Source organism: Martelella sp. FLE1502, from assembly GCF_053484255.1.
The window spans coordinates 173496-196848 of record NZ_JBAKFQ010000006.1 but is presented as its reverse complement, the minus strand read 5'-3'; the positions used below and the strand labels follow the sequence as shown (position 1 = coordinate 196848).

Below are 23353 nucleotides of genomic sequence, written 5' to 3'. Positions count from 1 at the left end.
GGACCGCGCCGAAAGGAAACAATGTGACGTTTGAAGAACTCGAAACCCCCGCCCCGCTCGTCAATCTCGCCATTGTCGATGCCAATCTGAAGCGGATGCAGGATTATTGCGATAGCCACGGCATCCGGCTGAGGCCGCATATCAAGACCCATAAAAGCATCGCCATGGCCAAGCGCCAGCTCGCGCTCGGAGCGCGCGGCATCACCTGCCAGAAGCTCGGTGAGGCCGAGGTGATGGCCGATGCCGGGATCGACGATATCCTGATTTCCTATCCGCTGATCGGCAAGGCGAAACGTTTGGCGACCCTTGCCGCGCGGGCGAAGATGACCGTTGCGATCGACAGCGAGCAGGCCCTTGCCACAGCCGCCGAGGCGGCCGCGAGCGCTGGCCATCCGATCGACCTACTGGTGGAATTCGACAGCGGCGCCAAACGCACCGGCGTTGTCCGGGTCGAGGACGCGCTGGCGCTTGCCCGCAAGATCACCGATACGCCGCATCTCACCTTTGCAGGGCTGATGACCTATCCGGCAAACGAAAATGCCGTCGCCTTCGTCAACGCCGCCCGCACGGCCTTCGATGCGGCAGGAATCGCGATCCCGATGGTCTCGGGCGGCGGCACGCCGGATGCCTTCAGCGTCCATGAACTCGGCGTGATCGACGAGCTTCGGGTGGGCACCTATATCTACAACGACAGGATGATGATCGGCGCGGGCCATGCCAGCCTTTCCGATTGCGCCTTCGATGTGATTGCCACCGTGGTGAGCTGCCCGGAGGAAAACCGCGCGATCATCGATGCCGGCTCGAAATCGCTGACCAGCGATCCCTCCGGCAAGGGCGGGCCGGGCCATGGCCTGATCCGCGCCTATCCCGATGCCGTGATCGACCGGCTGAGCGAGGAGCATGGCATGGTCGACCTTTCGAATTGCGCCGCCAAGCCCGAAATCGGCGAACGGCTGCGGATCGTGCCCAACCATGTCTGCCCGGTGACCAATCTGCATGACGCGATCTGGGTCGAGGCCGATGGCGAGATCAGCGAATGGCCGGTGGATGCCCGCGGCCTGACGCGATAGACCTCAGGCCATCGCCGCCTTCATCGCCCGGATCGCCGCGGCATCGGTGCGGCCGGGGGCAGCGCTCTCGAACCCCTGCAGCTTCAAGGCCTCGGCCTGATGGCGCATCGTGCAGGAGGCATGCAGTTCGCTGACGCCCGGGATCGCCAGAAACAGATGGGCGTTTTCGGAGTTGAGCCCGCCGCCCGGCATCAGCGCGATCCGTCCGTCCGCCGCCGTTGCGAGTTCGGCAATCAGCTCGCGGCCTTCGCTGGCGCGCTGTTCCTGCCCGGAGGTGAGAATGCGCGGAATGCCAAGCGCCACCGCCGTTTCAAGGGCCGCGAAGGGATCGCGGGTGAGATCGAAGGCGCGGTGGAGCGTGATATCCATGCCCTGGGCCGCCGCGATGAGGGTCGCAAGCCCATCCGCGTCGAGATCGTGATTGCGGTCGAGCGCGCCGATCACCACGCCGGCAATGCCCGCCGCCCGGCAAAAGGCGATGTCGCGCAGCATGGTCTCGAACTCCCGCGCCGAATAGACGAAGCCGCCGGCGCGGGGGCGGATGAGTACATGAACGGGCACCGGCGCGCCAGCGGCAAGCTCGATCAGCCCTGCGGACGGCGTCAGCCCGCCCTGGTCGAGTGCCGCGCATAATTCGATCCGGTCCGCGCCGGCTTCCACCGCCGTATCAAACCCGCCGATATCGCCGACGCAGATTTCAAGGATTGGGGTCATGAGCGTCTCCGGTCGAGAGAAAACACCAGCAGCGCGCCGGCGAACCCGGCGGCGGCGGACAAGATAGCGGTTCCCGCATAGCCGGTCACCTTGGTGCCGATTGCGAATTGCGCCGCGGCGATGCCGGCGCTCGCGAACATGTTGACCGATATCAGCGAGGCGCCAAGCCCGGCCTTGTTGGCGATCAGGTTCTGCAGATAGGTGACCGGGATCGAGATGATCGCCGCTGCTCCCAGGCCCGCGATCCCGGTCAGCGCATAGGCCTGCCACACCGCCGTGATATTGCCGAGCAGGAACAAATAGAGCGCATAGATCACCGTGCCAACGACGAAGATCGCAAGCTGCGACACGTATCGTTCCGCATAGCCCCAGCCGATGATGAACACGATCTCGAGACCGGCGACGATGCCGACCAGCACGCCGACATCGGCGACCGCGCCGCCGGCCTGATCGGTGACGATCAGCGGCAGCACCGCGCCGTTCATATGCAGCATGGCCGTGATCAGCGAGACCGCCAGCAGGCGCAGCCACAGCCCGCGCTGCGAAAACGCCGCGAACGCCCTGAAAAAGGACTCAGCCGGCCGCACCCTCAGCGCCTTGTCCGGTTTTGCCATGCCGAAAACGAACAGCGCGAGACAGGCGAGCGACGCCAGACCGGCAAACAGAAAGGCGGGCAACATATTGCTGCTTTCGGCGAGCGCGACGCCGACCACGCCCGGCACCAGCACCCAGGAAAGCGACAAGACCGCCCTGATGCCGGAATTGACCGACGCCACCTCCGCCGACGGCAGGCCTGCCGTTTCGGTGCGGACATTGGCGAACAGCAGCGGATAAAGCGCCGTGAACAGCGGAATGAACGCCACCTTCGCCAGCGCGAAGCTGCCGATCGACGGCAGAAGGTAGACGCCGGTAAAGCCGACAAAACCCGAGAGAGCGCAGAGCGCCAGCATCAGCCGGTAGCTGCCGAGCCGGTCGGTGAGATTACCGATCAGCACGCTTGCCGCAACCGAGATCAGCGCGCCCGCCGCCATCACCAGCGCATAGGCCCGGTCGCTCATACCGAGTTCCTGAATGCCGATGACCGAGAGATAGGGCGAGGTTGCAGCGCCCGCGAAGCCGAAGCAGAAAACGCCTGCCGCCGATATGCGGATCGCCGGGTTTTTCAGGATAAGCGAGGCTGTGTTGGTCATCGAGGTTCAGGCCGTCGGAGAAGAGGCGTTTTCGGAAGATATCGACCAGCGCAATATCCGCAATCGCGCCGTCGCGAAAGCCTCTCTCGCTGTTGCCGGCAGGCGGCGCCGATGTCTTTTCAGCGCCGCAACGCCCATGGTTCATTCACCGCCGTTGTGCGCCGTCTTCCACCGCTTCGAGGGGCGCGGCTCGGGCGCATAGGCGAAATCGCGCTGGAACGGGTAGCACGGCCCGCGCCGCCTGCGGTTGGGCAGGGCCTCGATATCCTGGTTGACCGCGCCATCGGTGAGCGCCATCAGGTTCGGATTGGCGATCGGCGCAAGCTCGGGCGAGAGATAGCCGGACTTGACCACGAGCAGCCGGAATGCTCTGGGATCAAGGCCAAGCTGCGCGAAATCCGCAATATTGTGGTAGGGACGCCGTCTTGCCGACAGCACGATGGTGATACCGCCGGTTTCGACCACGGCCTGCCGCTCGTCGGGGCCAGCCGGATCATCGAGGCGGATGACGCGGGCCGCGGCGGTCGCCGACGGGCTCTTGTCATCGAGCGTGCCGCCGATGAAAAGGTCGAGCACCGCGCCCTCGCCGGCGGCGAAACAATCCTCCACCGCAGGCCGGTCGGCGATGCCGGCGATCAGGGCGTCGTCGAAGCCGCGTGCGATCAGCGCCACAAGCGCGTCAGCGCGGTCGCCGACCCCGCCGCCGGTGGGATTGTCGCCGGAATCGGCCAGGATGACGGGTTTCGTGTCCGCCTGTTCGGCGATCTTCAGCATTTCCTCCAGCGGACCGGTGACGGGGCCGAAGGCGAAGTCCTCGCGGGCATCCCAGTAGGCGAGCGCGATTTCAGCCGCCGCCTTCTCGGCCGCCGCCCCGTTGGTCGCCGTCACCACTGCGCAGGCGGTGGCGCGCGGCTCGTCGGCCCAGACATAGCCGACCATCAGATTGGCGTCCCAGATGCCCGCACGGGTGTCGATATCGGGCAGCTTGCGATAGAGCGATGCGGCGGGTTCATCCTCGGTGGAGGTCCGCTCACCCGGCAAAAGCACCGGCACCGGTGCCCAGATCACGCCGGGGCGAACCCCGGTCTCGAGCGACTTCACCAGCATCGAGAACGCCCGCGCCATGGTCTCGCGCACATCGATATGGGGCGCGGTGCGATAGGCCGCGAAGATGTCGATCTGGTCGATAATCGTCTGGCTGACATTGCCGTGGAGATCGTAGGAAACGGCGATCGGGCAATCCGGCCCGACGGTCTCACGCGCCGCCGAAATCCAGTCGGCCTCGGCATCATCCATGCCCTCGACATTCATCGCGCCATGCATGGCGAGATAAAGCCCGTCGAGCGGCAGGCTCGCCTTCAGCCGCTTCAGGAAATCGGCCTTGAAAACCTGATAGGTCTTGGCCGAAACCGGCCCGCCCGGCACGGCGCGGGCATGGAGCAGCGGCAGGATTTCGACATTTTTCGCATCATGCAGAAAGCTGAAATACTCCGCCTTCGGCAGCGCATTGCCTTCGAGAACCCGAAAATTCTCCGCCGTCATCAGCGCCGGGTTGCCGGTCGAGCATTCGGTGTGGATGCCGCCGACAGCGATCCTGAACGTCATTGTTCGCCTCACAGTTTCGGGCTTTTCGGGGCAAGGGCTGCAAACCGCAGCCAGTTCTTGCGCGCCTTCGGCGTCCAGCCGGCCTCGGCCACCGCCGAAATGCGCGGGAAGACGAGATGATTGAAATAGCCGCGCGACAGAAAGTGCTCGCTCCAGATGCAGGACTGGACGCCGCGCATCCTGGCCTTCAGTTCCTCGGGAAAATCGCCCTCGGCCTCGTAATGATAGCTGTGCTCGGGCGGCACTGTCCCGGCCCAGCTTGCGCCCGGCTCCTGGAAGGCCTCGTCCTGCACCATGTCGAGATAATAGGCCTGGCCCGGCGTCATCACCACGTCATAGCCGTCTTTGGCGAGCGCGATGCCGACCTCGGGCTTCTGCCAGGCCATCAGCAGCGTGCCCTCGCGTTCAACCCCGCCGCCATCGGAGACCTCGTCCCAGCCGGCAAGCGTCTTGCCGCGTTCGGCAAGCATCTTCTGGATACGCTTCATGAAATAGGACTGCAGGCCGAACGTGCCGTCGATCCCTTCCTTCTCCATCAGCGCGCGGGCGAGCGGGGAGGCAAGCCAGGTATTGTCGGCCACCTCGTCGCCGCCGATGTGAATGTAGCGGGCCGGGAAAAGCTCGGCCATCTCGTCGAACACCTTGACGAGAAACGCATAGGTCTCCTCGATCGCCGGGTTCAGCGCGTTATTGGGAAAACCCTGCACCGAGTGATAGCTCTCCGGCGCCTCCTGCCCGTCGGCAAGCTCGGGAAGGGCGGCAAGGGCGGCGGTCGAATGGCCGGGAATATCGACTTCCGGAATGACCTCGATGCCGAGGGCGGCCGCGTGCGACACCACGGCGCGGACATCGTCCTGGCTATAGAACCCGCGCACCGGCTTTGCGCCATTGCCGAGCTGCGGCGGCATTTTCGTTCCCGGCGCGCGGGTGGCGCCGATTTCCGTCAGCGCGGGATAGGCCTTGATTTCCAGCCGCCAGGCTTCGTCATCGGTCAGATGCCAGTGGAAGATGTTCATCCGGTGCCAGGCGAGGATATCGAGAAGGCGCAGAAGATCGGCGGTCTCGTAGAACTGGCGCGAGACGTCGAGATGGGTGCCGCGCCAGCCATAGCGCGGCGCGTCCTCGATCGTGCCCGAGGCCGGGAAGCGGAAAGCGGACCCCTTTTCACGGGCGGCCGACAGCATCTGCGCCAGCACGGTCAGCGCGTATTGGCGGCCGGTGGCGGTCGCAGACCGGATCGTGATCGTGTCGCCGAAGCCGATGGCATAGGATTCTTTTCCCATACTCGCATCGGTCTCGAAGACGATCGCCTGACCGCCCTCGACGGGCACAAGGCTGAATGGCACATGGCCGCTTTCAAACAGGCGGGAAAACAGCGCGATCACGCCATCGACGGATTTCACGGCCTCAAGAGCAGTCCCTTCGGCAGGATAAAGCGCCACCGGCGGCTCTTCCGCCGGATCGAGCGAGAGCGCGGCCGGCCAGGGCAGGATGAACCAGGGCTCTTCGAGCTTGCCTTCCGGCAGCAGCGGGCGCGGGCGCTCGGCCACGCCGCCGGAGAGCATAAGATCGTCGCAGGCGACATCGAGATAGCGTTCGTCCTCAAGGATCAGAAAGGCGGACTTGGCGCCATCGGTGCGGTGCTTGGCCGGGCGCGTCAGCCCGACCACCGAGAACGACCAGCTCTCGCCGGGTTGAAGCACGAGGCCGTCCGGCGCCTTGAAGGCGTGGTAGTTGGCGTTGCGCTCCATGAAGATCGCGTTTTCAAACTTCGAGACGCCGCTCACCCGGGTGAGCGAGGTATAGGCGAGTGAAAATCCGGAAATCGGCGCGTCGGAGAGATTGACGAGACGGAAATCGAGCGCCCCGGTGGGGTCGCCCTTAACCGGACGCCATGCATTTTCGAGACGGAATAAGGAACTGGACGCGGCGTTGGTCATGGACCCCTCTTTGTTTATGCGTGGTGTTACCGCGCGAGAAAGATCAGTCGCCGAGAAGCTGGCTGTCTTCCTTGTCGCGGTGAAGGACGAGTTGGGTTTTGATGTTGCGAAGCGTTGTGGCGGCATGGTCGCGGGTGCGATAGGCAACCAGATTGGCGAGAATGTCGATCGCCGCCAGATAGGCGAAACGGGTCGATGTCGGGCGAAAGATATTCTCGCCCTCCGGCAGGTCGATGCCGATGACGCAATCGGCGGCGCGCGCGACGATGCTGTCGCTCTGGGTCAGCGCCACCGTCTTAAGCCCCGCCCGCTTTGCGATCTCCAGCGTGCGGGCAAGCTCGTGGTTGCGGCCGGAAAACGAGGAGCCGACGATCACGTCCCGTGGATCCGCCGCAGAGGTCATCATCAGCTGCATCGAGTGGTCGGCACTGGCGGTGATCTGCTTGCCGAGCCGGAACAGTCTGTTCTGCAGCTCCGCAGCGATCATCGAGGAATTGCCGCCCGCGCCGAAGGCATAGATCATCCGTGCATCGGCGATCATGGCGGATGCCTTTTCGACCGCGTCGAGATCGAGCGCGCGGTGCATCAAAAACAGCGCGTTCTGCGCCTTGGTGACCACATCGGCGGCGACTTCGGACGCGCCCGAGCTTCTGGCCTCCGGATTGAGATAGCGCACGCCGACATAAGCGGTCTTGGCGAGCTGGACCTTGAAATCGGCGAAGTTCTGGCAGGACAGCCGACGGCAGAACCGGGTCACCGTCGGCGCGGAAACGCCGGCGCGTTCGGCGAGCTCCACGATCGAGGCGTTGACCGCGAAATCGAAATCATTGAGCAGGATATCGCAGATGCGCTTCTCGGCCTGCGAAAACTGATCCTGCTGCTCCTGTAGGACCGCGAAAATATCCATGTCCTGCGACACTCCCCCTATGCCGGCGCCAGGCGCCGTTCCTGAATCCGAGCCAGCTTAGCGCAAAGTTTCAGGAAGGTCGGGCTCTTTGTTTTGACGCATCGGGTTATCGAAAAACCGGATTCCACTTTTTCGCCCGATGCTCTATGCAAATTATTTTCTTTATTCGTTGACATGGCACCATAAAAACGGAATTCTGGCTAGAGAAAATCCCCATTCACGAAAAAAATTTAGATAGACGGCCCAAAATGCGTGATCCCTTCGCCAACCCCTTCTCCGATCAGGACCGACACGCGATCTGGGAGATGCTGGTGCCGCGCGATATCGACGCCTTTCTTGCCGCCGACTGGTCGATGGTCGCCGAGGATTTCGTCACGGTCGGCTTTTTCGCGCTCGATGCCGGGCGGCAGCGCAACCCGGACGACTGGCGGCTCGGTTTTCCCGATCTCGATCATTACCGCGATGAGTGGGTGCGCCAGGCGCAGGAGTTCGCCAAGGGCCAGTATGCCGGCGATCCGCGCAGCGCGATCTTCAACGCGACAAGGCTGGAGGAGATCGAGATTTCAGGCGACAGCGCGCTGGTGCGCAAGAAATTCGACGGCGGCATCAAGCGCGCCGACGGCGGATTTGACAGCATGAACTGGCAGACGCTTTATTACTGTCGGCGCGAAGACGGCCGCTGGAAGATCGCCGGCTTTACCGGCTACCTGCCGCATCCGTTTTAGATCGGACAAACGGCAGGGGGGAACGGACAATGCGGATTTTCACGGCGGCGCTGGCAACGGAATCGAACACGTTTTCGCCGATCTGCATCGATCGCTCCGCCTTCATCGCCTCTTTTTATGCTTCGCCCGGAACGCACCCCGATACGCCGACGCTGTGCACCGCGCCGGTCACGGTCGGCCGCCTCTTTGCCCGCGAGCGCAATTTCGAGCTGATCGAGGGCACCGCCGCCTGGGCCGATCCCGCCGGCCTCGTCAACCGCCAGGCCTATGAGGGCCTGCGCGACGAAATCCTCGGCCAGTTGCGCGCCGCGCTCCCCGTCGATGCCGTCGTGCTCGGCCTGCACGGCGCGATGGTGGCCGCCGGCTATCAGGACCCCGAGGGCGATCTGCTGACGCGCATAAGAGAGATCGTCGGACCGGACATTCTGGTCTGCGCCGAGCTGGACCCGCACAGCCATCTGACGGCAAAACGGGTCGCGGCCGCCGATTTCTTCGTCGCCTTCAAGGAATTTCCCCATACCGATTTCGTCGAACGCGCCAGCGATCTGTGGCGGATCGCGCTCGATACGCTGGAAGGCCGGGTGAAACCGGTGATGTCGGTGTTCGACTGTCGCATGATCGACGTGTTTCCCACCTCGCGCGACCCGATGCGCGGCTTCGTCGATCGGCTGATATCGCTGGAAAAGGTCGATCCGGAGATCCTGTCGCTATCGGTGATCCACGGCTTCATGGCCGGCGACGTGCCGGAAATGGGCACCAAGATGATCGCGGTCACCGATGGCAATCGGGAAAAGGGCGAACGGCTGGCGCGCGAGCTCGGCATGGCGCTGTTCGAAAAGCGCGGCACCTTCCGCATGCCGGAGATCGACGAAACCCAGGCCGTGCGCCAGGCGCTGCAATCGAAAAACCATCCCGTTGTGATCGCCGATATGTGGGACAATCCCGGCGGCGGCACGGCGGGCGACGCCACGGTGGTGCTGGCTGAACTGCTGCGCCAGGGGGCAACCAACACCGCGGTCGGCACGATCTGGGATCCGGTTGCTGTCAGCATCGCCATGGCCGCTGGCGAAGGCGCGGAAATTCCGCTGCGGATCGGCGCCAAATCAGCGCCGGGCACCGGCGCGCCGATCGACGGCGCCGTGCGGGTGGAAAAGATCAATGCCCATGCCGAAATGCGCTTCGGCGACAGCATCGTGCCGTTCGGCCCGGCCGTGACGGTGCGGCTTGAGGGCATAGAGATCATCCTCAACACCGTGCGCGCCCAAAGCTACGACCCCTCGCTTTTTACCGCGATGGGCATCGATCCGCTGGAAAAGGACATTCTGGTCATCAAGTCGACCAACCATTTCCACGCGGCGTTTTCGCGGATTTCTAAGGAGATCATCTACTGCGCCGCCGGCACGCCCTACCCCAACAATCCGAGGCTCACCGCCTATAAATATGCACGGCGCGATATCTGGCCGATGGTGGACGATCCGCATGGGCTGGATGTGGCGGAGCGCGGCGTCGGCCTGGGGTGACGGGTTCGGTGGAACGCCGCCTCAGAGATGCCGGCCTTCGTCCACGGGGACGACGATGCCGGTGGAGCTGGTGAGGAGCGTGGCGCAGGCGATGATGGCGCGGGCGACGTCGTCGGGCGTGGTGATCCGCTGGAGCGGCAGGGTTTTCGCCATCGCTTCCAGCTTTTCGCGCGGGCGGCCCGGCACGAAACCGGTGTCGACGCCGGCGGGCGAGACCGAGAACACGCGGATATCCGGCGCCAGCGCCTTGGCAAGGCCGATCGTCAGCGCGTCGAGCCCGGCCTTGGCCGCGCAATAGGCAAGATTGCTGCCCATCCCGGTGCGCGCGGCAATCGAGGAGACATTGACCACCGCCGCGTCATGCCCGTGCGAAAGCAGCGGGCGGAAGGCGCGGACCATAGCGAAGGGGCCGCGCAGATTGACCCGCGTGATCCTGTCGAACAGGTCGTCGGTGAGGCCGTCGAGATCACCTGCCGGCACCACCTCGGTGGTGCCGCCATTATTGACCAGGAGATCGACCGCGCCGAAGCGCGTCTCCACCATATCGGCCGCTGCAGCGATGCTGTCGGCCTCCTCAATCGCGATCCGAAGGGCCACATGGCCATTGCCGGGCAGTGCGGCGGCCAGCGCCGCGGCCTTTTCGCGGTTGCCGTGATAGCCGATCACCACCGACGCGCCGAGCGCCGCCAGCCGTTCCGCGGTCGCGCGGCCGATGCCGCCGGAAGCGCCGGTGATGACGGCAACGCGGGGCCGGACCGGCAATACGTCGTCGCTCATGAAACCGTCTCCCAATAGGGCTTTTTCAGGTCCTGCTTCAGCACCTTGCCGCCGGAATTGCGGGGCAGCGCGTCACGGATTTCGACGGCAGAGATCTTCTGCATTCGGCCGAGCCGCGCATTGGCCCAGTCACGGAGCGCATCCGGCTCGAGCGTCGCCCCCGCCTTCGCCACGACAAAACCGAGCGGCGTCTCGCCCCATTTCTCGCTCGGGATCGCGATCACCGCCGCTTCCAGCACGTCCGGATGGGAGAGCAGCTTTTCCTCCAGATCCGAGGCGTAGATGTTGAAGCCGCCGGAAATGATCATGTCCTTCTTGCGGTCGAGAAGCACCAGGAACCCGTCCTCGTCGAACATGCCGATATCGCCGGTGCGATGATAGAGCGTGCCGTCAGGGTCCCGCCAGTAGAAGGCGCGGTTGGCCTCGTCATTGCGGAAATAGCCGGACATCATCATCGCCGAGCGGCCGATGATCTCGCCGCGCTCGCCCTGTTTCACATCATTGCCGTTGTCGTCGATGATGCGGATCGTGTTGCCAGCGGCAGGTTTGCCGACAGTATGGGCCTTGTCCGGATAGCGCGCCGCATCGAGGATCGCCGTGCAGCCGCCCTCGGTCAGACCGTAGACCTCGAAGAAATCGCCCGGCCAGGTGTCGACAAGGGCGCGCTTGGCGGCGGCGGGCAGCGGCGCGCCGGTGGACTGCTTGACCTTGAAGGCGGAAAGATCGCGCTTGCCGAAACTGTCGGCCGCGAGGATGCGTTGGTATTGCACCGGCACCAGCATTGTGTGGGTGGCGCGGAGGCTTTCGGCGAGATCGAGATAGCGCTCGGCGTCGAATTTCTGCATTAGCGCCACGCGGGCCCCGTGGAACAGCGCCGACAGCATCGGCATCAGCGTGGTGTTGGAATAGAGCGGCGTGGCGAGCAGCATGGTGGAGCCGGCATCGAGCCCGAACAGCGTGCGCGCCGCCTGGCGGTAGCGCATGCGATGGGGATGGACGATGCCCTTGGCGCGCCCGGTGGTGCCGGAGGAATAGATGATATTGAAGGGCGCATCGGGATCAGCGGTGACGGGTGCGGCAAGCGGCGCGGCCTCGTTGCGGAAATCCGCCGGCACGCCGCCCGCCGCATTGGCTTCAAGCTTCACCACGCGCCCGGCATCGGCCGTCGGCGGGTCATGGCCATCCTGAACGAAGACGAGCGCCGGATCGCAATCGGCGAGCATGCCGGCAAGCGCATCGGGATGGGCGGACGCCGGCAGCGGCACGGCGCAGCCGCCGGCGGCGATGATGGCGAGATAGGCGGTGACGAGCCCGATATCGGCGGTGCCCAGAAGGGCGATGCGGCCGACATTCCCGTCGCAACGCACCGAAAGCGCGCCGGCTGTCGCAAGAACATCGTCGCGCAACTGCCGCCAGCTCGCGCTCTCGCCATTGCAGAAGAGCGCCGTGTCCTCCGGCCGGGCCTCGGCATGGGCAAGAATGGCCGCGATCAGGCCGCCTTCCGCGCTCATGCGCCGTCTCCCGCCGCATCCTCGATCAGCAGGATATGCCGCGCCACGATCGCCGGGCGCTCGTCCCCTTCAAGTTCGATCACCGCGTCGTTGACGATCCGCGTGCCCTTGGGGTGCGCCCCGGCTTCGACCAGCGTCAGCGCCAGCCGGATGCGGCTTCCCACCGGCACCGGCATCACGAAGCGCATCCTGTCATAGCCGTAATTGAGCCCGCGCCCGCGCCGCTCGATCCGGTAGATATCGCGCTGCAGGCGCGGCATCAGGCCGACGAGATAAAGCCCGTGGGCGATGGTCTTGCCGCCGGGCATTTCGCGGGCGGCGCGCGCGACATCGACATGGATCCAGTGATCGTCGCCGGTCAGCCGCGCGAATTCGGAGATCGCGTCCTGCGTCACCGCCACCCATTCGGAATGCCCGAGCCTTTGTCCGGCATGGTTTGCGAGATCACGGGCATGTTCGACCGTCAGCATCAGTTTTCTCCCCTTTCGCGCGGCGCCGTTCCGGCACGCGCTTCGTCAACAGCGAGCACTACCTTGCCGATCTGTTCGTTGCCATCCATCAATTGATGGGCGGCGCGGACATCGTCAAAGGCGAAGACCTTGTGGATGCGGGTGCGGATTGCCCCGCTTTCGAGCAGCGGCCAGACCTCGCGCACCAGTTCGGCGGCGATCCGGCCCTTGTATGCGGCGGAGCGCGGACGCAGCGTCGAGCCGGTCAGCGTCAGCCGCCGGCGCACGATCGCGCGGATATTGACCTCTGCCGTCTCGCCTTGGTGGCTGGCGATGAACACCAGCCGGCCATCGGACCTCAGAAGATCGAGTTGCTTCTGTGTGTAAGGTCCCGCCTGGGCATCGAGGATGACGTCGAAACCGTCGGTCAGCGCGCGAAGCTCCGCTGCCCAGTCGCCGCGATAGTTGACCGCATGCTGCGCGCCTATTTCACGGCACACGGCAAGCTTCTCCTCGCTGCCGGCGGTGGCGAACACGATGGCGTTGCGGAGCTTGCGGGCGATCTGGATCGCCGCCATGCCGACGCCGCTGGTGCCGCCCTGCACCAGCAGGCTCTCGCCTTCGGCCAAACGCGCCAGCCAGATGACGTTGTTCCAGGCGGTGAAATAGACCTCCGGCAGCGAGGCGGCCTCGATAAAGGTGAGGCCGCGCGGCACCGTCATGCACTGCAATGCCGGCACGGTGCAGAACTCGGCATAACCGCCGCCATTGACGAGCGCGCAGACCGGATCGCCAACGCTGAAGCCGGTCACCCCCTCGCCGATCGCGGCGATTTCGCCCGCGACATCGAGCCCCGGGATCGGCGAGGCGTTCGGCGGCGGCGGATAGAGGCCGCGCCGCTGTTGGACGTCCGGCCGGTTGACGCCGGCGGCAATCACCCGGATCAGCACCTCGCCGGGCTTCGGTTCGGGCTTTGGCCCGTCAATAATCGCGAGCACCTCCGGTCCCCCGGCGCCCTGAATATCCACAAGCCGCATGGCTTCTCCTCCCGGCATGGAGCGGCAGGCGCCGCGCCATGCGTCGTTTCAGCTTACGTCCAGTCGTGCACGACGGGGTTCGACAGATGGCCGAGCCCCTCGATCTCGATGTCGATCACGCCCGAAAGCTTGTGCATATTGACCGAACGATGGCCATTGGGGAAGTTGCCAACGCCCTTGGCCGAGGTGCCGAAGCAGATGATATCGCCGGGCAGGAGCGTGAAGTAGCGGCTTGCCTCCGCGATCACTTCCGCGACCTTGAAGCGATAGCTCGCCGTCGAGTCGACCGCGAAGGGTTCGCCGTCGAACCAGCCCTTCACCTCCAGCGCATCGGGGTTTCTCACCTCGTCGGCGGTGGTGATCCACGGGCCCATCGGACCGAACGTGTCGGTCGCCTTGGAGCGGGTGTGGTAGACGAAATAGACGTCGTTGTCGTCCTCGCCCTTGCGGTTGCGCCAGGCCAGATGATGCGGGCGGATCAGGTCCTTCTCGCGGGTGGTGGCGATCGAATCCATGCCGAATTTCAACCCGTGCGAGGTGACGTCGTTGATGATCGAAAAGCCGAAGATCGCGTCCTTCGCCTCCTCCACCTTCACCTTCCGGCAGCGCTTGCCGATCACGGCGGCAAGCTCGAGCTCCGGTATGGTCTCGCCGAAATGCTCTTCCATGATGATGGGCTTGTTGTGGCCGGTGAGGCAGGAGGGCGCCTTCAGGAAGAAATTCGGCACGCCCGGATCGCGGTGCGCCGATTTGCGGATGCCCATATTGTTGAAGGCGACGCCGAGCACCTTGGAGGGGCGCGGCTGCGGCGGCAGCCAGTCAAGCGCTGCTTCATCGAGCGGCTCGGCCGTGCCCTTTTCGAGTGCCGCGCGCACCTCGGCGAGCCTGCCGTCCTCGATCAGGTCGAGCATCGAGCGCGGCGCTTCGCCGAGACCGGCGCTTTCATAAAGCGCGGACAGCAGCACCGGCTTGCCGTCCTTCTGGGCGACGAGCGCTGCCCGGCCCTGATGATTGATCATGCCTAGTTTCACGGGGTAACCTCCTGAGGCGGATTGTTTTTTTGACGGCTCAGCCGAGGTCGAGACCGACGAGCTTTGCGGAATTGTCGCGCACCATCAGGCGCACCTCGTCCTCGGAAAAGCCGAGAGCGAGCAACATCTTGATCGCCTGGCGCATGCCTTCCACCGGCGAGGGATTATCCACCTGTCCGAGATCGGAGCCGATCGAGGAATGTTCCACGCCGGCGGCCAGGATGTGTTCCTTCAGCTCGTCGGGGGAAAACACGTTGAAGCGCGAGTCGATATAGAGGCAGGCCGACTGCTCGATCAGCGCGCCGAACTGGGCGAGCTCGGTGATATCCTGATAGGTGAAGTGCAGGCCGTACATCGGGTGGTTGACCAGAAGCCGCTTGACGCCGCGCTTCTTGGCCTCCTCGAACAGCTTCCAGATCTCGTAGATATGCAGATGCCCCGATGACAGGATCGCGTCGAAGGCGGCGATCGAATCGAGGATCTCCTTCACCACGTCGAGAATGTCGCCATAGGCATCGAGCACGGTGATGCCGGGCGACTTCTTGAGCTGGACATTGGAGGCAAGCCGGCTCTTGCGGTGGGAGGAGCGAATGTGGTTCGCCGACTGCGCCGTCGGCATCCACACCAGTTTTGCGCCCTGGTTGAGCTGGGCGTCGACCACATAAGGGTTCAACCCGCCGGTGGTGTTGTTGAGCACCAGCCCGCCATACATCGCCACGTTGAGATGCCCGAGCACCCGTTCCATGATCGGCAGAAAGGGGGCCACCGAATAGTGATGATCCTTGAACATGATGCCGCGCATGCCGGCGGCTGCCGCCTGTTCCACGGCCTGGAAATGATCGAGCTGGCGTGCCATGGTGGAGGGGCCGGAATGGACGTGCAGATCCACCGCCCCCTTCATCAGCCCGTCGACGACGCCGTCATCGATCGTTGCCATCAGCGCGCGCGCCTTCTCCCTGTTCTCCGCCCCAACGTCTGCCATGCCAGTCTCCTTGTCTTGCTGGAAAAAGGTATAGGGCTTGACAATTTGCGCCGACAACGCGCAAACCCATCTCGTTTCGACAGACGAAACGTCGCTGACCGGGAGGAGAAGGTGAGCATACGTTCGATTGAGCGCGGACTGCGCGTGCTGCAGGAAATGAACCTGCAACCCTACACATCCATCGCCAGCCTGCACGAGCGCACAAAGCTGCCGAAGCCGACGCTGGTGCGCATTCTGAAGACGCTGGAACAGGCGGGCTATGTGGAGAACGATCCGCGCGTCGGCGGCTATCAGCTCTCCGCGCTGGTGGCCTCGCTCTCGTCGGGCTATCACAAGGAGCCGATGGTGGTGGAGGCCGGTCGACCCTGGGCGGTGGCCGTCACCCGCAAGCATCAATGGCCGGTCTCGATCGCGCTTCTGGATCGTGATGCCGTGGTGGTGCGGTTTTCGACCGTGCCGGACAGCTCGGTCTCGCCGTTCCACAAGACCGTCAACATGCGCCTGCCGCTGATCACCCGCGGGCTGGGCCTTGCCTATCTCGCCTTTGCCGAGGAGGAGGAGCTGGGGCTGATATTGCGCATGCTGCAGACCTCGGAAGACCCTGAAAACGAGCTTGCCCGCAACCCGGAAAAGATGAACCGGCTGGTCGCGATGACAAAGGCCAGGGGGTATGCCACCCGCGCCACCCATGTCGAGCCGCGCAATTCCGATACGCTCGCCGTGCCGGTCTTCAACGATTCCGGCCGCGTGGTCGCCAGCCTCGGCCTCACCTATTTCCGCTCCGCCTTCTCCTCCCACCGCGAAGCCTGCGACCGCTACGCCCCGGTGCTGAAGTCAGCCTCGAAGGAGATCACGCGGGATTTGACGCGGTTGAAGAGCAGCGCGCTAGTGTGAGAGCGCAGCTAGGCGTTTCCCAACCGCGTGTTCGTTTAACGTGTGGCAGGAGACGCAGCACTAAATCTCAGGTTGCTTTAAAGCCTTACCCCTGTTAAGTTTATAGCCTTGAAATTATATAAACTGAAGGCTATATTTGTGGCATGGACAGTGGTTTTTGACGATGATTTCGTTGACGATTTCCGCACATTCGACAGCGAGGTGAAGATCGAGCTGCGCGCCATGGTGTTGCTCTTCACCGAACGCGGCCCCGAACTTGGGCGTCCCCGGGCAGATACGCTGAACGGTTCGCGCTACGCCAACATGAAGGAGCTTCGGTTTGATGCGGCGGGTGGCGTCTGGAGGGCTGCCTTCGCGTTCGACCCCGAACGAAAGGCCGTGGTTCTCGTCGCCGCCGACAAATCGGGCGTGAGCGAAAAGAAATTTTACAAGAAACTGATCAACACGGCTGACAAGCGCTACGAAGCCCATCTGCACGCATTGAAAAGGAAGGATAAAAAGTGATGACGAAGTCCGCCGAAGACGTTTTTGCCGAAACCATGACTCCCGAGATGATCGCCGCATCCGATCTGCGGGCGAAAGAGTTGCTCGAGGAGTATGATACGCTTCAGAAGCTTCGCAAGGCGCTTGACATGACTCAGGAGCATATCGGCAGGAAAATGGGTAAGAGGCAGGTATCGGTCGCGCAGCTTGAAAAACGTTCCGATTTCCTGCTTTCGACGCTCAGGGATTATGTGGAGGCTCTCGGCGGAGAGCTGGAACTGGTCGTGAAATTCGAGGACCACGCCCCTGTACGCCTCGCAGGCATCGGCGAAAAAAGCCTTTCGGACGTACCGCGAAGGCAGAATCGCGCCCAGGATATTGCGCGTTGAGAGCGGCCCGGCGATTTCGGACAATCGTAAAGGTAAAATGGTGCCGCTTACGTGACTCGAACACGTGACCCCATCATTACGAATGATGTGCTCTACCAACTGAGCTAAAGCGGCCCGAACGCGGTTTCGCGTTGCAGTGCGCTGTTACAGGCTCTGCAGCTGTTTTTCAAGCGTCTTGCGCGCGGGGCGTTTAAAAAAATGGCGGTCAGGCGAGGCCCTTCAGCAGCGACAGGGTTTCGGCGCGGCGGTCGCGGTCGGTATCGAACAGGCCGCGGGTGACGAGCGTGATGGTCTTGGAGCCGTGGGCCTTGATGCCGCGCATTGCCATGCACATGTGCTCGGCCTCCACCATCACCATCACGCCCCTGGGCGCAAGCGCATCATTGATGGCATCGGCGATGTCGTCGGTCAGGCGCTCCTGCAATTGCGGGCGGCGCGAGACGGTGTCGACCACGCGGGCGAGTTTCGAAAGCCCCGTCAGCCGCCCGCCCTCGGGCAGGTAGGCGATATGGGCTTTGCCGAAAAACGGCAGAAGGTGATGCTCGCACATGGTGTGGAACAGGATGTCCCGGACGATGACGATATCATCATGGCCGTCTTCCTGGAACACGGTCTGAAGATGGGCGCGCGGGTCTTCATTCCGGCCGGAAAAGACTTCCTGGTACATCTTGGCGACCCTGAGCGGCGTGTCGCTGAGGCCCTCGCGGGTTGGGTCCTCGCCGAGCGCCACCAGAATATCATGGACCGCCTTCATGATTGCCTCGCGCTGGAGGCGCTCGGCCTCAAGGGCTTCGATATCGGTCGGGATCGTGTTCACGGGTCACCTGTCGGTCGGTTCTGTCGCGGGCTATGTAGGCCTTGCGACCATCAGGGTTCAAGCCCCGATTTCGTCCGTAGTTCCTCGGGCCGTCTCTGGTCGCGCGCCGTCAGCACGCAGGCGATCACGATCAGTGCGCCGCCGATCAGCGTCGGCCAGGCCGGGATTTCGCCGAAGAACGCGAAGCCGTAGAACCCGGCCCAGACCAGCGCGGAGTAATCGATGACGGCGTAGAGCGAGGCCGGAATGCTGGCGAGCGCCGAGATCAGGCAAATGAAGCCAAGCGCGCCGCAAAGCCCGATCAGCACGATCTGCCAGGTGAGCGCGGCCGCCGGCGTCTGCCACAGCACGAGGGCCATCGGCAGGCAGAACAACGCGGCAAAGGCGGTCTGCATCAGGCTCAGCGTCACGGGGTGATCGTCGGCGGAGGATTTCTTCATCGCGATCGCGGTGAAGGCATAGGCAAGGGGTGCAGCAAGCCCCGCTGCAATCACCGGCAGCGTCACCGGCGGGCCGGCAAAGCCCGAGCCCTTGGCGGCGACGATCAGCGCCGAGCCGGAAACCGCCAGCACAAGGGCGATCAGCACGAAACGGCCCGGTCGCTCGCCGAACACCAGCGCGCCGAGCATCGCCATGTAGATCGGCGCCGTCATCGCCAGGGCCAGCGCCATCAACAGCGGCATGCCGGCCAGGCCGTAGAAGAACAGGCTTGCCGTCACCGCCGCCAAAAAACCGCGCAGCATATGGGCCTTCATGAAGCCCCGGCGCGGCCAGCGGCGCACGAAGATGAAGACGAACAACGCAAGAAACAGCGCCGAGACGGCGTAGCGCAGGAACACGACCTGAAAGCTCGAGAGCTCCGCGCCGAGGCTCTTTGCAAGCGCATCCACGCCCGAAAGCAGGGCCACCGCCGTCACCGCAAGGCCGATGCCGGACATCCGGCTTGCTGCTGCCATGAACCCCTCCCGCCTGTACCCGCATGCCGGGCAGTCATCAGCCGATAGCGCCGCCTTCGCTAGGGGTCAAGCCGCGCAGCCGGCCGGGCGGTTCGCCTGGAGACTTAAAGAGAGGATCAAAGATGGCCGAGGATGAAATCCACCCGCGCTTCCACCGTCATCTTCGGCAGAATGACCGGATGATAGCCGTGTTCGGGGTAGAATTTAAGTAAGCGCTGGTATTCTTCGCGGCCCTGCTCCAGATCATGCCGGCGCTCGTCGTCGGTCTCGAAAATCTCCGGCCAGGGCGGGGTAAGAAACGCCGTCGCATTGTAGCGATAGGCTGAAAGCAGGTCGGGTTCGAGAAAGCCGCCGGCATGGGCAAGCGCCGCCGCCGCGTCCACAAGACCGCGGTCGAAGAACACCGGGCCGCGATGGTCGCGCATACGTTCGAAATCGGCGATCGCGACATCTATGGCGCGGCGAGCGAAGGCTGCAAGGTTCACCCATGGCAGCGCCGCGCCCTCGCCCGCCAGTTCCTCGGCCACGATCCTTCGGCCGGGCTCTTCCGCCGTCGCGTAGCCGCGACGGGCGAGCGCGGCAAGCAGCGTCGACTTGCCGCCGCCCGAACAGCCGGAAAGGACGAAGAAATTGTCCATTGCGTCTCAGGATTTTCCCGTGCAGGCGATGCCCGGATCGTTCTCGCCCTTGGTGACGTCGTAGAGCGTGCCGTCATTGCCCTTGCTCCACCAGACATAGGTGCCGGCGGCATAGCGCGCGCCGGAGGCGGCGATGACCTGGGCGGCGATAATGTGGTGTTCGGGCCACTGGAGTTCGGCAAGCATGATCTGGTCGCTATTGATATAGCGGGCGTCGAGCGTGAAATCGCCGCAGTCATAGCTGGCGGAAATCTCGGCGGCACCGCTCGGAAGCGTGATCGAAACCGCGTCCTCCGCCAGGGCGGGAAGGGCGGCGAAAGAAAACGAGATGGCGATGAGGGCAGCAGTCTTCATGAGGTCCTCCTGTTATGCTGACGGCATCATACACGGCTTCGCGGCCACCGCCGACACGCATAGGTTTATCGCGGAAATTTCGGTGTGGACCTTGCAATCGCCCACCGCCGACGTATAACCGCCGGCCCTTGCCCATCATGACAGGATAAGCCCCATGACCGCGCTCGGCCTCGACTTCGGCACGACCAACACCGTGATCGCGATCCCAGGCGGAAAGGACGGCGAAACCCGCTCGCTTGCCTTCGAAAGCCGCGCCGGGATCACCGATACGATGCGCACCTGCCTGTCCTTCATGAAGGACCGGCAGGCGGGTTTCGGCGCGCCGCTGGCAACGGAGGCGGGGGCGGCGGCGATCCGCACGCTGATCGACCATCCCGGCGAGTGCCGGTTCCTGCAGTCGATCAAGACCTATGCGGCAAGTCCGCTGTTCAAGGAGACCGCCGTGCTCGGCCGACGGCACACCTTCTCCGACCTGATGGCGGTGTTTCTGGAAAAGCTGATGACCTATGCCGGCGAAGGCTGGCCTTCCGATGTTTCGCGCGTGGTCGCCGGCCGCCCGGTGCGCTTTGCCGGGATCGGCGCGGACGAGGAACTGGCGCTTCAGCGCTACAACGACGCGCTGTCGCGCTTCGGCTTCCCGGAAATCCGCTTCGTGCTGGAGCCGGTGGCGGCGGCCTGGTATTTCGCCGAGCGGCTGACGAGTGATGCCAATGTGCTGGTCGCCGATTTCGGCGGCGGCACCACCGACTATTCGATCATCCGGTTTTCGAGATCGGCCGGAAAGCTTTCCGCCGAGCCGCTCTCACACTCCGGCGTCGGCGTTGCCGGCGACATGTTCGACTACCGTATCATCGACAATGTGGTGAGCCCGATGATCGGCAAGGGCACGCATTACAGAAGCTTCGGCAAGACGCTCGACGTGCCGTCGAACTATTACGCCAATTTCGGCCGCTGGAGCCAGCTCTCGATCTTCAAGACCACCCGCGACTTCACGGATCTGAAAAGCCTGGTGCGCGATGCCACCGACCCGGACGCGCTGGAACTGTTCATCGAGCTGATCGAGAACGACGAGGGCTATCCGCTTTACGAGGCGGTCTCGGCCACAAAGCGAGCGCTGTCGGAAGCGGACGAAGCCGAATTCTTCTTCGCGCCGCTCGGCCGCGACAGCCGCCGCACGGTAAAGCGGGCGGATTTCGAAGGCTGGATCGCCGGCGAGCTCGCCCAGATGGAGACGGCGCTGGACGAGGCGATCGACGGCGCCGGGTTGTTGCCGAAAGACATCGACAAGGTGTTCCTCACTGGCGGCACCTCCTTCGTGCCGGCGGTGCGCCGGATTTTCGAGAACCGGTTTGCAGATATCGAGACCGGCGGCGAACTGCTGTCGATCGCCCATGGGCTGGCGTTGATCGGAAAGGATGATGCGTTTTCGGGGGATGCGTGACAGCGCGGCGTTGCCGAAAATCTCCGGGCGCAAGATGGAGCACAGACGTGGCAGCCAACAATCTCCCCCCTTGAGGGGGAGATGCCCCGACAGGGGCAGAGAGGGGTGAAACCTCTCGGCAAACTTGGCCTACAGGGCTTGCGACCTTTACCCCTCTCTGACGCGTTCGCGACATCTCCCCCTCAAGGGGGAGATTGATTGGGGGCTATGCGACGGATAAGGTCAGCCTCGCCCTCAGCCGCCTGCCGCCATCTTCGCCTGCTTGGCCGCAAGCCGCGCGCGGATGCTTTCCACGTCGGCCCTTGGCGTCGCCTTGAACAGGGTCTGGGTGTATGCGTGCTGCGGGTCGGAGAACACGGCGTCGCGGGTACCGCGTTCGACCACTTCGCCGAAATACATCACCATGATCTCGTCGCAGATATATTTCACCACCGAGAGATCGTGGGAGACGAAGATATAGGTGAGGTCGAGCTCGTCCTGGAGATCGGCAAGCAGGTTCAGGATCTGCGCCTGCACCGAGAGATCGAGCGCGGAAACCGGCTCGTCGAGCACCAGCAGCGAGGGGTTGAGGATCAGCGCGCGGGCGATCGCGATCCGCTGGCGCTGGCCACCGGAGAACATGTGCGGATAGCGGTCGAAATGCTCCGGCCCGAGGCCGACCTTCTTCAAAAGGTCGTGGGCCTTGTCGCGGCGGTCGTTCGCCGTGTCGTCGGTGTTAAGAAGCAGCGGCTCCATCAGCACGTCGCCGATCTTCTGGCGCGGGTTGAGCGAACCGTAGGGGTTCTGGAACACGATCTGCACCTTGCGGCGCTGTTCGGGCGTGGGGCGCGTCTTTGCGATGTCGATCGTCTGGCCCTCGATCGTGAGATCGCCTTCGGTCTGGGCATCGATCATGGTGATAATCCGGGCAAGCGTGGACTTGCCGCAGCCGGATTCGCCCACAAGCGCCAGCGTCTTGCCGCGCTCGACGGAAAAGTCGACGCCCTTCAGCGCGCGCACCGTGCGCGCCGCCTTGAACATGCCGCCCGGCACGACATAATCGCGGACGATATTCTTTCCTTCAGCGACGATCTCGCTCATGCCGCACCTCCCGTATAGTCGGCGGAATAATCGATGGTGGGCAGCCGGTCGCCGGTGGCGTTTTCCGGCAGCGCTGAAAGCAGCGCCTTTGTATAAGCGTGTTTCGGGCTCTCGAACAGCGACAACACGTCGGCCTCTTCCATCATGCGGCCCTTGTATTGCACCACCACCCGGTCCGCAGTCTCGGCGACGACGCCCATGTCGTGGGTGATCATGATCATCGCCATGCCGGTCTCGGCCTGAAGATTGGCCAGGAGTTCCAGAATCTGTTTCTGGATCGTGACGTCGAGCGCCGTCGTCGGCTCGTCGGCGATCAGGAGCTTCGGCGAGCAGGCCATGGCGATCGCGATCATGATGCGCTGGCACTGGCCGCCCGACATTTGGTGCGGATAGGCCTTCAGCCGGTCTTCCGGGTTCGGCAGGCCGACGGCCTGAAGCAGTTCGATGGCGCGGGCGTGGCGGGCCTTCTTGTCGAGGTCGGTATGCTGTTTCAGCACTTCCTCGATCTGGAAACCGGCGGTGAAGCACGGGTTCAGGCTCGCGACCGGCTCCTGAAAGATCATCGCAATATCCTTGCCGATGATCCGGCGGCGATCCGTTGCCGAAAGGTTTGAGATATCGCGGCCCTCGAAGGCGATGCGATCGGCCTTCACGGTGGCGGTCGTCGGCAAGAGGCCCATCACGGCGAGCATGGCGACCGACTTGCCGGAGCCGCTCTCGCCGACAATGGCGAGCACCTCGCCCCGGTCGATCCGGTAGGAGGCGTTGTGCAGCACCGTGGTTTCGCCGTTCGCGGTCGGAAAGCTGACGGAGAGATTTTGAACGTCGAGTAGCGGTTCCATG

At 63.9% G+C, this 23353-nt stretch carries 24 protein-coding genes and 1 tRNA gene; 7 read left to right on the top strand and 18 right to left on the bottom strand.

Going from position 1 to position 23353, the window contains the following annotated elements; translation table 11 throughout:
* The first annotated feature begins 23 nt into the window (after positions 1 to 23).
* The gene (locus V6767_RS07925) at positions 24 to 1070 is read left to right on the top strand and encodes an alanine racemase (protein ID WP_448472965.1); all 1047 of its coding nucleotides are present in this window, start codon (positions 24 to 26) and stop codon (positions 1068 to 1070) included.
* 3 nt (positions 1071 to 1073) lie between these two features.
* Here V6767_RS07925 and V6767_RS07920 read toward each other — a convergent pair whose 3' ends face one another.
* The 5 genes from V6767_RS07920 to V6767_RS07900 all read right to left on the bottom strand — a co-directional run bounded on the left by V6767_RS07920 (position 1074) and on the right by V6767_RS07900 (position 7426).
* The gene (locus V6767_RS07920; RefSeq protein ID WP_448472964.1) at positions 1074 to 1784 is read right to left on the bottom strand and encodes a copper homeostasis protein CutC; all 711 of its coding nucleotides are present in this window, start codon (positions 1782 to 1784) and stop codon (positions 1074 to 1076) included.
* Positions 1781 to 2974: an MFS transporter gene (locus tag V6767_RS07915; RefSeq protein ID WP_448472963.1), complete on the bottom strand. Its 1194-nt coding sequence runs from the start codon at positions 2972 to 2974 to the stop codon at positions 1781 to 1783. The genes V6767_RS07920 and V6767_RS07915 overlap by 4 nt, the downstream gene beginning before the upstream one ends.
* Before the next feature lie 141 nt (positions 2975 to 3115).
* Complete coding sequence (locus V6767_RS07910; protein WP_448472962.1) at positions 3116 to 4579, bottom strand: M81 family metallopeptidase; 1464 nt, start codon at positions 4577 to 4579, stop codon at positions 3116 to 3118.
* An 8-nt stretch (positions 4580 to 4587) separates the two neighbouring features.
* Positions 4588 to 6519, bottom strand: a complete 1932-nt coding sequence (locus V6767_RS07905; RefSeq protein ID WP_448472961.1) for a beta-N-acetylhexosaminidase — start codon at positions 6517 to 6519, stop codon at positions 4588 to 4590.
* A 43-nt stretch (positions 6520 to 6562) separates the two neighbouring features.
* Positions 6563 to 7426 (bottom strand): MurR/RpiR family transcriptional regulator, encoded by an 864-nt coding sequence (locus V6767_RS07900; protein WP_448472960.1) that lies wholly within the window; start codon positions 7424 to 7426, stop codon positions 6563 to 6565.
* 248 nt (positions 7427 to 7674) lie between these two features.
* Between V6767_RS07900 and V6767_RS07895 the strand changes: the two genes are divergently transcribed.
* Together V6767_RS07895 and V6767_RS07890 are read left to right on the top strand one after the other, a co-directional pair.
* Positions 7675 to 8151, top strand: a complete 477-nt coding sequence (locus V6767_RS07895) for a hypothetical protein (RefSeq protein ID WP_448472959.1) — start codon at positions 7675 to 7677, stop codon at positions 8149 to 8151.
* A 29-nt stretch (positions 8152 to 8180) separates the two neighbouring features.
* Positions 8181 to 9671 (top strand): M81 family metallopeptidase, encoded by a 1491-nt coding sequence (locus V6767_RS07890; protein ID WP_448472958.1) that lies wholly within the window; start codon positions 8181 to 8183, stop codon positions 9669 to 9671.
* Between the two features lie 21 nt (positions 9672 to 9692).
* On the opposite strand, the gene V6767_RS07885 is transcribed toward V6767_RS07890, so the two are convergent.
* The 6 genes from V6767_RS07885 to V6767_RS07860 are packed head-to-tail and all read right to left on the bottom strand — an operon-like array spanning position 9693 to position 15458.
* Entirely contained in the window at positions 9693 to 10448 is a 756-nt protein-coding gene (locus V6767_RS07885) for an SDR family NAD(P)-dependent oxidoreductase (protein ID WP_448472957.1), read from the bottom strand.
* Positions 10445 to 11959 (bottom strand): class I adenylate-forming enzyme family protein, encoded by a 1515-nt coding sequence (locus V6767_RS07880; RefSeq protein WP_448472956.1) that lies wholly within the window; start codon positions 11957 to 11959, stop codon positions 10445 to 10447. The genes V6767_RS07885 and V6767_RS07880 overlap by 4 nt, the downstream gene beginning before the upstream one ends.
* Positions 11956 to 12429: a MaoC family dehydratase gene (locus tag V6767_RS07875; RefSeq protein WP_448472955.1), complete on the bottom strand. Its 474-nt coding sequence runs from the start codon at positions 12427 to 12429 to the stop codon at positions 11956 to 11958. Before V6767_RS07875 ends, V6767_RS07880 begins: the two co-directional genes overlap by 4 nt.
* On the bottom strand, positions 12429 to 13445 hold the full coding sequence (locus tag V6767_RS07870) for an NAD(P)H-quinone oxidoreductase (protein ID WP_448472954.1): 1017 nt from the start codon (positions 13443 to 13445) through the stop codon (positions 12429 to 12431). The genes V6767_RS07875 and V6767_RS07870 overlap by 1 nt, the downstream gene beginning before the upstream one ends.
* 53 nt (positions 13446 to 13498) lie before the next feature.
* A complete protein-coding gene (locus V6767_RS07865) occupies positions 13499 to 14476 on the bottom strand; it encodes a fumarylacetoacetate hydrolase family protein (protein WP_448472953.1) in 978 nt (325 codons plus the stop codon).
* A 37-nt stretch (positions 14477 to 14513) separates the two neighbouring features.
* The gene (locus V6767_RS07860) at positions 14514 to 15458 is read right to left on the bottom strand and encodes a DUF6282 family protein (protein WP_448463846.1); all 945 of its coding nucleotides are present in this window, start codon (positions 15456 to 15458) and stop codon (positions 14514 to 14516) included.
* Between the two features lie 111 nt (positions 15459 to 15569).
* Here V6767_RS07860 and V6767_RS07855 point away from each other — a divergent pair, with 111 nt between their 5' ends.
* The 3 genes from V6767_RS07855 (at position 15570) to V6767_RS07845 (ending at position 17224) form a co-directional block, all read left to right on the top strand.
* Entirely contained in the window at positions 15570 to 16352 is a 783-nt protein-coding gene (locus V6767_RS07855) for a helix-turn-helix domain-containing protein (RefSeq protein WP_448429917.1), read from the top strand.
* Positions 16353 to 16490: 138 nt separating this feature from the next.
* Entirely contained in the window at positions 16491 to 16856 is a 366-nt protein-coding gene (locus V6767_RS07850; RefSeq protein WP_448472952.1) for a type II toxin-antitoxin system RelE/ParE family toxin, read from the top strand.
* Positions 16856 to 17224, top strand: a complete 369-nt coding sequence (locus V6767_RS07845; RefSeq protein WP_448472951.1) for a helix-turn-helix domain-containing protein — start codon at positions 16856 to 16858, stop codon at positions 17222 to 17224. The genes V6767_RS07850 and V6767_RS07845 overlap by 1 nt, the downstream gene beginning before the upstream one ends.
* Before the next feature lie 38 nt (positions 17225 to 17262).
* Here the strand turns inward: V6767_RS07845 and V6767_RS07840 are convergent.
* The 5 genes from V6767_RS07840 to V6767_RS07820 form a co-directional block, all read right to left on the bottom strand.
* A tRNA-Thr gene (locus V6767_RS07840) sits at positions 17263 to 17338 on the bottom strand.
* Positions 17339 to 17429: 91 nt separating this feature from the next.
* Positions 17430 to 18041, bottom strand: coding sequence for a GTP cyclohydrolase I FolE (gene folE, locus V6767_RS07835; RefSeq protein WP_448472950.1), 612 nt, complete (start codon positions 18039 to 18041; stop codon positions 17430 to 17432).
* A 50-nt stretch (positions 18042 to 18091) separates the two neighbouring features.
* Entirely contained in the window at positions 18092 to 18997 is a 906-nt protein-coding gene (locus tag V6767_RS07830) for a DMT family transporter (RefSeq protein ID WP_448472949.1), read from the bottom strand.
* A 116-nt stretch (positions 18998 to 19113) separates the two neighbouring features.
* A complete protein-coding gene (locus V6767_RS07825) occupies positions 19114 to 19635 on the bottom strand; it encodes an AAA family ATPase (protein ID WP_448472948.1) in 522 nt (173 codons plus the stop codon).
* 6 nt (positions 19636 to 19641) lie between these two features.
* Positions 19642 to 19989, bottom strand: coding sequence for an MliC family protein (locus V6767_RS07820; RefSeq protein WP_448472947.1), 348 nt, complete (start codon positions 19987 to 19989; stop codon positions 19642 to 19644).
* Positions 19990 to 20143: 154 nt separating this feature from the next.
* Here V6767_RS07820 and V6767_RS07815 point away from each other — a divergent pair, with 154 nt between their 5' ends.
* Positions 20144 to 21430, top strand: coding sequence for an Hsp70 family protein (locus V6767_RS07815; protein ID WP_448472946.1), 1287 nt, complete (start codon positions 20144 to 20146; stop codon positions 21428 to 21430).
* Positions 21431 to 21664: 234 nt separating this feature from the next.
* On the opposite strand, the gene V6767_RS07810 is transcribed toward V6767_RS07815, so the two are convergent.
* A complete protein-coding gene (locus tag V6767_RS07810; RefSeq protein ID WP_448472945.1) occupies positions 21665 to 22510 on the bottom strand; it encodes an ABC transporter ATP-binding protein in 846 nt (281 codons plus the stop codon).
* The gene (locus V6767_RS07805) at positions 22507 to 23352 is read right to left on the bottom strand and encodes an ABC transporter ATP-binding protein (RefSeq protein ID WP_448472944.1); all 846 of its coding nucleotides are present in this window, start codon (positions 23350 to 23352) and stop codon (positions 22507 to 22509) included. Before V6767_RS07805 ends, V6767_RS07810 begins: the two co-directional genes overlap by 4 nt.
* Position 23353: the final 1 nt, after the last annotated feature.